This is a genomic window from Polyangium sp. y55x31 (assembly GCF_029946505.1).
Classification (GTDB): Bacteria; Myxococcota_A; Polyangia; order Polyangiales; family Polyangiaceae; genus Polyangium.
This window is the reverse complement of sequence record NZ_JARZHG010000041.1, coordinates 57,168-69,187: the sequence shown is the minus strand read 5'-3', so window position 1 is coordinate 69,187 and position 12,020 is coordinate 57,168. Positions and strand designations below refer to the sequence as shown.

Below are 12,020 nucleotides of genomic sequence, written 5' to 3'. Positions count from 1 at the left end.
CGAATCCCCCGAGTGCAAGTCAGCGCGGCGAAGGGCGCGGCGGCAGCGGGGGGACGAGGTCGACCAAAACCCAGACGTCCGTGCCCGGACGCCCTGCGCGACGGCTCCCGCCGACCTCGAACGCCACGCACCCGTCCGGATGCCGATACGCGAGCGCGCCGCCGAAGCCCACGAGGGCCCTCGTCCCGAAGTCGGTGTCGGCACGGATGCGCCCTGTCACGCTGGCGAAGAGCGGCCTCGTATAACCCAGTCCGAGCAGCAGCCCACGCTCCGCCACGATTCCGATCGTGTCGCCGAGCAAGAGCCCGCCGCCGAGCGAACGCGCGATCGCGCCCGTCCCCGCGGCGCGCCCGTACACGTCGACGAGGACCGTGGTCTTGTCCTCCAGGTTCAAGCGTAGCTCCGCGAGCGCAGAAACCCCATCACCCGCTTCCTCCGGGCTCTCCACGCTCCCCTTGCTCGCGATCGCCTCCACCCGCGCGCTCACGATCCCGCTCGTGCCCTCCGCGCTCGCCCACCCGACCGCGCGGAGGCCCGTGTTCGTCGCGACGAACCCGCCCTTGATCTCGGCTTCGAGCGAGCTTCCGAACGCGCGCCCGAGCGAGCTCGACACGCCGAGCGCCGCGAGCCCGAGCACGGGCCCGAGATCCGGCCGTATCGCCTGGAAAAACGCCCCCGCGCCCTCGGTGACCGCGCCGCGCGCTTCGAGCCGCGGCGTGATGCGGTGCACGAGCGGGGCTGCGTCTTTCGCCCCGCCGAACGACCGTTCGAAAGAGACGAACGCCTCGCCTCGCGCCTCGGCCACGGCGTCCCAGGACATCGGCGCGCCCTCGGGCCCCGCGAACCGCGCCCGCGTCCCGAGCCGCGCCCGCGTGAAGAGCGGCCCGAGCCGCGGCGTGACCTCGATCCCCGCCTCGGCGCGCGCGTACGGCGTATTCGTTTGGCCTGAAAGCATCGCCAGCGCCGCGTTCGCCTCCCAGCTCCCGCGCCGCCCCACCGCGCCCGAGGCCCCGGCGAACGCCGTTGGACCCCAAACGATCGGCCCTTCCCCGCGCTGCGCCCTCGCCTGAAGCCCGGTCCCGAGGATCGCGCCCACGCCGCGCCCCGACGAGACTTGCATCGTCACGCCGGCCGCGCCCACGTCGAACGGCTGCGCCGCCGCCGTGAGCGACGGCGTCGCCACGAGCCCACGCGCGCCCCGGATCGCGTCGAGGTCCCAGGCGATCCGCACGTCCGGCCGAGCGTCCGTCCGGACGAACCCGTGCGAATCCGCGACGAACCGATCCTGCCGCAGCCGATCCCACGTGAACCGCCCCGTCATCGTGGGCCCGTCGATCCGCGCGCCGAGCTCCACGCCTCCCTGCACGTACCCCGATGCGTAGAGCTCCACCGCGCGTAGCCGCCCGTCCGTGCCTCGCCAGGGCAGCCGCGCCCCCGCGCCGAGGAGCGCGCCGTCGTCGCCGCGCATCGCGAACCGCGGCGGCAAGAGCCCCACGCGATCCGCGGGCCGAACGAGGAGCCACGGCAGAATGAACACCGGGATGGCCCCCACGTAAAGCCGAGGCCATCGAAGCTCGATCTCCCCCTGCCCCGTCGCCCGCGCTCCCGAGATCTCCAGGGCGACGGGTGGATCCTTGCAAGGGCAATGCAGGAGCTTCGCGGTCCCGCGCATCTCGACCGCGTTCGGACCGAGCGTGATTGCGAGTTTGTGACCCGTGATCCGGAAGCGGTCGTACGTCACGACCACGCCGCCTTCGAGCTCGACCTCGCCGCGCTCGGGATCCGCGCGTGCTTCGTCGGCGCGAAACTGGACCTCGCCCTGAACGCCGGGGTTGTCCTGCCCGCGCGCCGGCGCTCCGGAGATCCACGCGGCGAGTCCGATCGCCGCGACGGCAACGCGTCGGTTCAGCGCATCGCCCCTTCGGCAGAAGCTTGTTTCGACGAGGCGGGCGCCGGGAAATCGACCTGCAGCGTCACGCCGCCTTCCGACTCGACGAGCTTGTGACTCGGCGTGCTCGGCTGCTTGAGCTCGATCACGAGATCCACGTCGCCGTCGTCGAGCTCGGTGAGCAACACGCGCCCCACGGGCGTCTGGAAAAACATCGTCTCCAGCGGCAGGCGGTTCGTCCGCGTGGGCACCACGACGCCCTTCATGCGGTACGCGATCCGCCCTTCGGCCTTGTGCTCGGTGACGTCCACCTTCTGGCTGATCTCGACCCACACGCGGCTCACGCCGCCCGCGAGGATCTGAAAGCTCGGCGAGCTCGCGACGGGCGCGTTCGGATCACGCTTCTTCGCTTTTTTCGCCTTGCGCGCTTTCTTCACGGGCGCCCTCGACGCGGCGGGCGCGGACGCGCCTGCGGGCGGCGGCGTCTTCGAGGACTCCTCGGCCGAGGCGAACGAGCCGATCAAGAGGCCGGCGAGCGCGAGCGGGAGCGAGCGGCGCATCCCTTGATTGGAACATGGTCCCGCAGAGGGAGCTAGTTTCCCGTCAGGGCGGCGGAAGCACGAAGCCGGGCACGAGGCTCTGCGCGGCGCGCCTGAAGTCCTCGGGATCGGTATGGATGGCGACGAGCGCGTCCGTGTTTCGAGACGTGTTTCGCCATCGAGACGGTGAAACACACGGCGCCCGCGTCGACGAGCACGAAGACACGCCGGAGCCGCGCGCGGGCCGCGGCGAACCACGCGCTCCAGCGGTCGACGTCTCTCGCTGCACGGGCATCACTTTCATTGGTGCACCAATGATGTCGGCCGGCCCCCGGGGCATCTCGACTTTTCGCGCCGGGGCGAGCCACCTGCGGCCTCTGCGAGGGGCGCGGGCCCGGCCCCCTCTTCGGCGACGCGGCGACGCGTCCGGATCGAAACTTTACGCTTGAGGGAAAGGCCTCTTGTTTGGTCCAATGCGCGCCGGAAGCAAGGAGCCGAGGGTCGATGACGATGCGACGAGGGCGAGGATGGGCGGCGGGCCTGCTCGTGTTGGGCGTTTGGACCAGCGCGCCGGCCGCGTGGGCGCAGGGCGCTCCGGGCAAGCCGGCGACGCCGGACAAAGGCGCCGCGGCGCCCGCGACCCCGACGCCGGCCACACCCCCGGCGCCGGCTCCGTCGCCGGCAGACGCCGACAAGGAGTCGGCGCGCCTGTTCGAGGATGCGAAGAAGGCACACAAGGCCTTCCAGTGGGACAAGGCACGCGACGCCGCGCTCGCCGCGTTCAAGCTGAAGCCCGATCCGGCCTACGGCCTGATCCTCGGCCAGTCGGAGCTGCAGACGGGCAAGCCGCGCGACGCGGCCGAGCACCTCGAGCTCTTCGTGCGCGAGGCGAAGTCGGCGACGGCGATCGAGAAGCAAGCGGCGCAGAAGCTGCTCGACGAGGCGAAGCTCAAGCTCGGGACCTTGATCATCAAGGCGAACGTCGAGGGCGCGGACGTGCTCATCGACGGGCGCGCCGTGGGTCGCTCGCCGCTCGCGGCGCCGGTCTTCGTCGATCCGGGCAGCCACGAGATCGAGGTGAAGAAGTTCGGCTTCGACCCGGGCAAGGAGCTGCTCGCGGTGGCGCCGGCGACCGAGAGCGAGATGGAGTTCGCGCTCGCGCCGTTGCCCACGGAGCCGGAAAAGGCGGAGCCGGAGCAGAAGCAAAAAGAGGAGCCGAAGCCGCCGCCGCTGCCGTCGCCGAAGTGGCGCACGTACGGGATGATCGGCGGCGCGGGGCTCACGGTGCTCGGTCTCGGGCTCGGCGTGGGCCTGACGGTGATGGCGAACGGCAAGAGCGACGAGGCGGATCAGCAGCTCGACGTCCTGCGGCGAACGACGCCGACGACGTCGGGGCTGTGCGGCGCGGGCGGGTTCGCGCCGAACGCGGCCGCGTGCGCGAAGCTCAAGGACACGCTGTCATCGCAGGACGCATATGCGAATGGCGCGGTGGTGGGGTACGTGATTGGCGGCGTGGCGGCGATCGGCACGCTGGGATTGTTCATGCTGCCGCGCACGCCGTTCGGCCGGAAGCTGATGGGCGTGAACGTCGTCCCGGTCTTCGGCGCAGGCCAGACGGGCGGCATGGTGGTCGGCTCGTTCTGAGGGACTGGAGGACCGGGACATGCGGCGAACGAATCGCGCGACGTGGATCTTGCTCTTGCCGATGGCGATGATCGGCCTTTTGCAGGGCCCTGGCTGCTCGAACGAGGCAGAGGACATCGATCGCAACGGCGAGAGCACGGCGCTGAAAGGCGAATGCAAGCTCGCGGCGGACGACGGCGACCCGTGCACGGTGGAAGGCTGCGAGGGCCAGCCAAACGCGCACGTGAAGGTGGCGGGCCTGCCGTGCGGCGTGAACAACGCGCTGAAATGCAACGCGAACGGGCAATGCACCGGCTGCACGAGCCCGGAGCAATGCGGGGAGCCGTCGGACTGCGCGCCGTACGCATGCAACAGCGGCGTCTGCACCCTGACCTTCGCGCCGTCCGGCACGCCGGTGCCCGCGCAGGTCCCGGGAGACTGCAAGCAGATCCAGTGCGACGGCAACGGCGAGGAGACGACGGCGAACGACGACAGCGACGTGCCGTCGACGGCGTGTCAGCTCTCGTCGTGCGTGGGCGGGACGCCGATGAGCACGCCGGCAGCGCAGGGGACGCCGTGCAGCGTGGGGAATGGGAAGAGCTGCGACGGCGAGGGGAATTGCGTCGAGTGTAATACGGATGCGGATTGTGGGCAGGGCGGGATTTTCTGCGACCCCAAATCGAATACATGCTTCTCGTGTACGGATGGGGTCAAGAACGGGGACGAGTCGGACCTGGATTGCGGTGGAGAACGGTGCCTTCCTTGCCAGCAAGGGCAAACGTGTAACACGCTGAAAGATTGCACCGGGGCCCTCGTCTGCGCCGATGGCGTTTGCTGCGACAATGCGTGCGACTCCGCGTGCGAGGCATGCAACCTACCGAACTCCGTCGGCACCTGTAACTTCGTCGAGAAGTATGGCGATGACCCGAGCTACGGCAATGGGCAAAGTTGCCTCAACGCCAACAGCCTGGCGTGCACGGGTGGTGGCGGATGCAAGGGCGCGCTAGGCACGTCGTGCACGGGACCGACCAATTGCGCGAGCGGCCAATGCGCGGATCCTGATGGTAACGGCCAGAAGACGTGCGTAAAGGCGCTCGGCGACGCATGCAATCAGCCCGTGGAATGCGCGAGCAACAATTGCGCGAACGGAATCTGCGCCGCTCCGTGAAATAACGACTCCCTTGGAGGAGCATCCCATGCGCCGCATCCGGCTTCCGCTGGCCCTTCTCCTCGCCGGCACGATCGTCGGATGTGGCCTCGCCCTCGGACTCGACGAGTACGAGAAGGTATGCGAAGACGCGAACTGCCGGGCTTGCGTCGTACCTTCCGACTGCGGTGAGCCACCGCTTTGTTCATTCTGGACCTGTGAGGCGAACGTCTGCACGCAGCGCCCCTCCGCCGGGCACACGGTGTGTCCCATTGGCGTCTGCGATGGCGACGGCCAGTGTGTAGGTTGCATCAGCGCCGACGACTGCGGAACCTCCACGGCATGCGAGAAGTGGACGTGTGCCGCGAGGATATGCACTCGAACCCTCGCTGCGGCAGGAATGCCGGTCACCCCCCAGCCTGAAGGGGACTGCAAGCAGGCGCAATGTGATGGGAAGGGCGGAGAGGTCTCCGTCATCGAGGATGTGGGCACGCCGTGCACGGAGAACGGCGGCAAGCTCTGCGACGAGGCAGGGACGTGCGTTCAATGCCTGACGCATGCCGATTGCGGCCCGAGCGGTAGCTTCTGCGAGCCCGACTCAAAGAGCTGCTTTCGCTGCAACGACGCCAAGAAGAACGGTGACGAGACGGATGTCGACTGCGGCGGTAGTTTTTGCCCCAGGTGTGCACAGGGCAAAGACTGCGCCGGTCCGAGCGACTGCCTAAGCGGCTACTGCGCGGATGGTGTCTGCTGCAACAATGATTGCACCGAGCCCTGCAAAGCATGCAACGTGAGCGGCAGCGTGGGCTTGTGTGACGCGATTCCGAAGTATGAGGAGGACCCATCTTACGGCAACGGGATGTCTTGCCTAAATGCAGACGATCTTGCATGCACCGGATTGGGAGGTTGTGAAAGCGTGCTGGGGCAACCCTGCGTCGTCAATGGGGACTGCGCAAGCATTCAATGCGCTGATCCGGATGGCGATGGTCAGAAAACCTGCGTCAAGGGCCCGGGCGACCCCTGCACCCAGCTCATCGAGTGTTACAACAAGAAGTGTCAGAACGGCCTCTGCGCCCCCTGATCACTCCGGATCACACGCTCCCTCGCAGAACGCCTTGATCACCCCCGTCCGGAAAAACTCATGGCTCTGCGAATAAGCCGCATCGAGCGCCCTCACCTTCCCGTGCGGGTCATCATTCCCCATCGACGGCGTATTCGTCTTCGGCGCCTCGGGCAACCCGAAATCGTACTCCACGATCGCGGCCCCTGACAGCGGCGCCTGCGCCTCCTCCACGCCCCAGATCGTCCGATTCACCGGCGCCAGATTCTTCGCCCCCACCGTCCGCGCCAGGATGTGCGCGCCGAGCGGCGTCACCTGGTAGTCCCCGATCGCCACGTGAATCAAAAGGTCATGCGCCGGCGTCCCCGGCAGCATGTTCTCCCGGATGTACGGCGCGTATCCATTCGGCTCCGTTCGATCCCACAACATCTGCATCAGCCCCTCGACGATCTGGATGCTCCGCCCCGTCCCGTAGGCGCCCTTCATGAGCAGGAAAAACGGCGCGAAGTCGGTGCTCCGATCCAGGAGCATCGTGTACGGCATTCCCGGCACACTCACGAGCCCACGTGTCACGTCCGTCGAGAGCGCCATGTACGTCGTCCCAAAGATCCCGCCCTGGCTGTCGCCCCGGTAGAATCGCTGCGTCGGGTCGATCACGCTCTCGCCGTTCACCTGCAAAAGCGGCTCGTTCACGAAGCGACCCGACATCATGCGCATCGCCAACAGGCTGTTCAGAATGCCCTGGTGCTGCCGATCCACGCTCTTCCGGAACGCACCCGCGTCCGTCACCAGCGCGTCTGTGATGGTTGGGACGTCCTCGCTGGCCATGCCCACGAGATCCACCGAGAAGGCCACGTATCCGTGCCGATTCGCGAGCTCCCCGAGGTATCCGTCGCCGCCCTCGAACTTCGATCCGAGCAGCCCGTGACCATTCTGGATGAGCGCGAGCTTTTGCCCCTGCTTCGCCGCGTGTGGCACGTGCACCACGAACTCGTATTCGGCAAATCCGTTCTGCTTCGGCAAACCATCGTCCCCGAGCACGAGCGACGACCCCGGCCCCGGCGCGTCCAGGTACAGCGGCACCTTCATCATCCCGACGAGCCGCCTCCAGATCCGCGGGTTTTCCGCCTCCGTGAACTCCTCCGTGCTCGTCAGCGTATACTCCGGCCCCTCCGCGCCCACCTTCATGAGCGCGTCGTCCCGCATCGCCACGAGCGCCGCCGTGTTGTTCTCGCGGCTCGCCGTGGTGAAATCCCACGCAATCTGCAGATCCTTTCGCGGGATCCCCGCCTTCTCCAGCCGCGCGAAGATATCGCCGTAAAGCTCGCGCCGCCTCTCGACCGAAGGATCACACGACGCCGTCCCATCCCGGAGCGCCTGGAACGCCGGCGACGGCGCAATGGGCTTGCCGCTCGTATCCACCACATTCCGGACCGCCACGATGTACCGCCGCGCGTCCGCGAGCCGCACGACCGGCCGCACCATGAGCGCTCGCTCCTCGTCCGCCTCCGTCACCAGGCTATGATCGAGCTCCGAGAAATGCGGCACCCGCTCGCCCGTCTCGGCATCCAGAATCACCGTCGGCGACGTATCCGACAGCGAAACCTCGATCGAATCCTGCGTCGGCAATCCCGTGATCGTCGCGCCCGGCAGGTGCGTCAGCGCCGGCTGCCCCGGGGAAAACCCGTCGCTCGGCGCCCACCATTGCGGATCCAGCGGCCCGTGGCCCGCCGCGACCGGGAGCGTCGTCGCCCCGAACGCCACACGTTTTCCCGTCGGCTTGCTCGCGTCGTCCTCGAGCCACACGTTCGAGGGGAACGGATAGCCGCATTGCGTCGGAACGAGCGGATCACAATCGGCCCCGAGCAGCTTCGGCGCGCCCGCGGGCGGCGTGATGGCGGGACAATCGAGCGGCTCCTCGGCGTTCGAGGAACATGCGGCCGAGCCGAGCCCGAGGCACACGCCGATCGCGGCCCGGACGAGAAGGGAGAGCGAGCGCTTCATCGGCCCTACTCTATCAGGAAATCAGGGCGTCCCGGCATTTCCTCGGCGCCCGCCCCGCGAAGGGCCATGCTTTCCGTACGCTCCTCCTGTAGAATTGTCGTCGCATGAAGGAAAAGGAACCGCCCGTACCCAAGGAGCGCGCCGAGACGACGCGGCAAGCGCTGCTCGAAGCATTGCGGTCCGGTCGATCCACCGCGCGCGCCCTCTCCATCACGCTCGGGCTCCGCGAGAAGGACGTGCTCGCCCACCTCGAACACGTCGCCCGCTCGCTCGCCGGCCAGGGCAGCGCCCTCGGCGTGAGCCCTGCGACCTGCCTCGGCTGTGGATACGTCTTCGAGGATCGCCGCGCCTTCGGCCGCCCGAGCCGCTTCCCGCGCTGCAAAGGCGAGCGAATCGAAGCGCCGAAGTTCTTCGTCGAACCCTGAATCAGACGATCACGCCGTCGAGCTTCGCGCCCGGGAACCGCGCGCCCGCGAGCTTCGCGCCCGTGAAATCCGCGCCTCGCAAATCGCAGTGCTCGAAATCGGCGCCCGACAGATCCGCGTCGCGGAAGCTCGCGCCCGTGAAATCCGTGCGCGAAAAATCCGCATGGGCGAGCTTCGCGCCGTCAAAACGCGCGCCGGCCATGAACGCGTCGGTATACGCGCCCCAGGAGAGGTCCGCGCCCGAGAAATCGACCTTCTCCGCGATCATCGCGACCCCGCTCGCCCAGGGCAAGTGCGCGTTTTTCGCGTCGAAGTCGGCGGGCAATCGATGACGTTGCAGGCTCGCCTGATCGTCCTTCCTGCCCTTCTTCGTGCCCTGATACACGGCCATGACGAGGCCCGAGACTTCGAGGGAATGAAACCGCCCGCCCCCGCCGCCCGCGTCCAGGAACTTCTTGTGCTTGGCGACGATCTTCTTCCATTGCTCCGGCGTCATCGGCGCGCTCGACTCCGCGAGGCTGCGCATGAGGCCACGCTCGAGGTTTTCCGTGGGACCGCCGGGCTCGTCGGAGTGCGGGAAGAGCCGCGCGAGGTCAGAAGCTTCCTTTTTCGGCGGCGCCTTCGCGGGCTTTGGCGCTTTCACGTCCGCCTTCGCGGCCGCCGGCGCCGTTTTCCCTTGTTTCAAGGCGGTGAGCGCATCCTCCCCGAGCACCTTCACGCCGAGCTGCTCGGCCTTCGCCAGCTTGCTCCCGGCCTTGGCCCCCGCAATCAAGTAATCGGTCTTTTTCCCGACTGAATCCGACAGCACCGCCCCATGCGCCACGAGCAGCTTCTCCGCCTCGGCGCGCATCATCGTCCCCAGCGTGCCCGTGAGCACCACGGTCTTGCCCTTGAAGTCGACGACTTCCCCGCCCGACGCCTCGCCGCTCCCCGGCTGCAGGCCGACCGGCTCGATATGCCCGAAGTGCGGCAGATCCGCATTGATCGGCGCCCCTTGCCTCGCCGACGCGAGATCCTCGGCCCGCACGATCGAGAGCCCCCTGCCCGTCGTGACGAACAGATCCCCCTCGTCCGAAAGGCAAACGCGGGGGAACCACATCGTCTCGTCGCGAAACGCGTCGCAGGTATTCTCGAAGGCGAAACAGCGAGGCGCCCTGCCCTCCTCGATCTCGACCACGTGCGCGGCGGTCGTGGCGAGCAGCCGCGTGCCGTCTTTTCCGACAAACCCGTCCCAGATCCCCTCGGGGGCCACATTTTGCGCGATCGGGCACGGCGTCGCGCTCGGAGCGGTCGCGGCGATGCGGACCACGGGGCCGGACGCCGGGACGACCCAGGCCGTGCCATCCGGGAGCGGAATCAAGCGCATGGCAGCGCCGACGCCTTGCCGCTTGCCGATCTTGTCGAGGGTTCCATCTGGACGAACCCTGCACACGCCTTTCGAGCTCGTCGCCCAGATCGTACCGTCCTCCCCGGCATACACGGCAGCAATGTCCTCGCCGTCGAGATCCGGATGCACCGGCGACCACGATCCGCCCGCCTCCGCGCGGACGAAGAGCCCTTCCTTTCCCCCGGCGAACACCCGACCCTCCGGCCCAATCGCCACACCGACCGCGCTCTTGATTCCGTGCTTCGCCCCGAATCGCGTCACCTCACCCGAGCGCTCGCGCAGGACCAATCCCTTGGCCGTGCCGATCCACACGTTCCCCGCGCCATCCACGGCAATCGATTTCCCGACGGCGCCCCCGCTCACCGCCCCGACCTCGAAGATCGGCGTTACCTCGCCATTTCGCGAGACCGCGGCGAGCAAGAGCGAGGTCAGCACGTACACGCCTCCCTCGGCGCGGGGCGCGGTCCCCACGATGGACTCGAGCCGCGTATCCAGGACAAACGACCGGCGCACGGGAAGCACCTCCGCGAACCGCGGCCGTTTCGTCCTCGGATCGTCCTCACATTGCCTCCAGGTGGGCCCGGACCACGCGCGCGACTGGAAATAACCGAGCTTCTCGATGTTCGGCGCGAGCCGCTTCGGCAAGAACGCGACGAACTCCGCCGTGTCCCCCATTGGGTTGTGATTGCGCCCGGCGCCGCGCTGCTTCGCAAGGACGTCCACGACGAGGACGGGGAGCTTCTTTTTCTGGTCGAGCTCGAACTTCATCGTCCAGACGGTCTTGTTCTCGCGGGTGATCGGCGTGTCCTCGTAGCCGAAGCTATCGCCGGCAGGCGCATCACATTGCAGGACGGCCTCGTCGAAGAGCCGGAGCACGAAGCCGTGATCCCACGCGATCGGCGCATCCGGATGGATGCTCTTCACGTGAAATCGCGCCTCGACGAAGGGCCCGGCCTCGTCGAAGAAGCGCGCCGCCGTCTCGATGTTCGGCCCGAGCGCGAGGGCGCGCCGCTCGGCCTCGTCGCGCGTCCACTCCCGGTACGATCGAATGCTCACGTCGTAGAGATCGCTGCCCACGAAAATCCGTTCGCCCGGCACGCGCGCGGCGTCAAGCTGTATACTCGGCCCATCGTGCGACGCTCCTTCCTCCTCGCCGCCCTCACGACCGCCGTCACGGCCTGCGCCGCGCCCGCGCCCTCCGAGCCACGCGTCGCGGCGCCAGGCGCGACCACGAACGCCCCCGCGGATCCCGAACCCGAGGCCACGCCTTCGGCCGGAGAGCCGGACGCCGCCTGCCCGCCCGGCAAGGCCGAGGACGAGCCCGCCTGCGTGTATGCCGCGATCGTGAAGAGAATCCCGCGGCAGCTCGATATCGAGCGGGCCGTCGAGCCTTACGCCGGCAACGTCATCGAGGTCAAGAAGGCGTATGACGACGATTTCACCGTGATTCACGCGCTCAGCAACGAATTCGAGCCCCTCGCCGCTCGACCCGAGCATCACATCCTTTCGATCCGCGCGCGCCTCCAGCAAGCCGCCCTCCACGACGTCCTGCGCCAGCGCCTCGCGGGCGCCGAGCCGCCCCGCGTAATCCTCTACACCGACAAGGAGGCCGCATTGCTCGAAAAGGCCGCGACGAGCGGCAATCCGAACCTCGTCGCCACATCGGAGGAGATCCGCCGCAGGCGCGAGGAGATGTACCAGTCCGCGCGGGAAACCTGGCTCCAGGCGGCCGAATCCGCCCTCGTTCGCCATTACGCCGACGCCTTGCTCCGGGCGAGGGCGTGGGGCCTCGAGACCGCCGAGCTCGTCCGCGCCCGGGCGAGGTTCCGCCACTGGTCCGAGCTCCTCGGCGACGCCAAAATGAAGGCGTTCACCGAGGGGCTCGTCGATCCCGCGAACGGAAAGCCGTTCGTCTATTCGCCCGGGGTCTTCGACGGCCCCTGACGC

At 68.1% G+C, this 12,020-nt stretch carries 8 protein-coding genes and 1 pseudogene; 4 read left to right on the top strand and 5 right to left on the bottom strand.

All coding sequences use genetic code 11. The features are described from left to right. Positions 1-19: 19 nt before the first annotated feature. The gene (locus tag QHF84_RS41980; protein ID WP_281319193.1) at positions 20-1,741 is read right to left on the bottom strand and encodes a hypothetical protein; all 1,722 of its coding nucleotides are present in this window, start codon (positions 1,739-1,741) and stop codon (positions 20-22) included. 164 nt (positions 1,742-1,905) lie between these two features. Next, positions 1,906-2,448, bottom strand: a complete 543-nt coding sequence (locus tag QHF84_RS41975) for a hypothetical protein (RefSeq protein WP_281319192.1) — start codon at positions 2,446-2,448, stop codon at positions 1,906-1,908. Between the two features lie 483 nt (positions 2,449-2,931). Here QHF84_RS41975 and QHF84_RS41970 point away from each other — a divergent pair, with 483 nt between their 5' ends. Together QHF84_RS41970 and QHF84_RS41965 are read left to right on the top strand one after the other, a co-directional pair. Then, complete coding sequence (locus QHF84_RS41970; protein WP_281319191.1) at positions 2,932-4,071, top strand: PEGA domain-containing protein; 1,140 nt, start codon at positions 2,932-2,934, stop codon at positions 4,069-4,071. A gap of 19 nt (positions 4,072-4,090) precedes the next feature. Next, positions 4,091-5,218: a hypothetical protein gene (locus QHF84_RS41965; RefSeq protein WP_281319190.1), complete on the top strand. Its 1,128-nt coding sequence runs from the start codon at positions 4,091-4,093 to the stop codon at positions 5,216-5,218. A 1,060-nt stretch (positions 5,219-6,278) separates the two neighbouring features. Here QHF84_RS41965 and QHF84_RS41960 read toward each other — a convergent pair. Then, on the bottom strand, positions 6,279-8,261 hold the full coding sequence (locus QHF84_RS41960) for a hypothetical protein (protein WP_281319189.1): 1,983 nt from the start codon (positions 8,259-8,261) through the stop codon (positions 6,279-6,281). 104 nt (positions 8,262-8,365) lie between these two features. Here QHF84_RS41960 and QHF84_RS41955 point away from each other — a divergent pair, with 104 nt between their 5' ends. Further along, on the top strand, positions 8,366-8,686 hold the full coding sequence (locus tag QHF84_RS41955) for a transcriptional regulator (RefSeq protein WP_281319188.1): 321 nt from the start codon (positions 8,366-8,368) through the stop codon (positions 8,684-8,686). 1 nt (position 8,687) lies between these two features. Here the strand turns inward: QHF84_RS41955 and QHF84_RS50325 are convergent, their stop codons facing one another. Together QHF84_RS50325 and QHF84_RS50320 are read right to left on the bottom strand one after the other, a co-directional pair. Beyond that, a complete protein-coding gene (locus tag QHF84_RS50325) occupies positions 8,688-8,954 on the bottom strand; it encodes a pentapeptide repeat-containing protein (RefSeq protein ID WP_348652924.1) in 267 nt (88 codons plus the stop codon). A 396-nt stretch (positions 8,955-9,350) separates the two neighbouring features. Next, positions 9,351-9,575: pseudogene (locus QHF84_RS50320) on the bottom strand (BRCT domain-containing protein); the annotation flags it as partial. Positions 9,576-11,204: 1,629 nt separating this feature from the next. Between QHF84_RS50320 and QHF84_RS41945 the strand changes: the two are divergent. After that, positions 11,205-12,017, top strand: coding sequence for a hypothetical protein (locus tag QHF84_RS41945; protein WP_281319186.1), 813 nt, complete (start codon positions 11,205-11,207; stop codon positions 12,015-12,017). Positions 12,018-12,020: the final 3 nt, after the last annotated feature.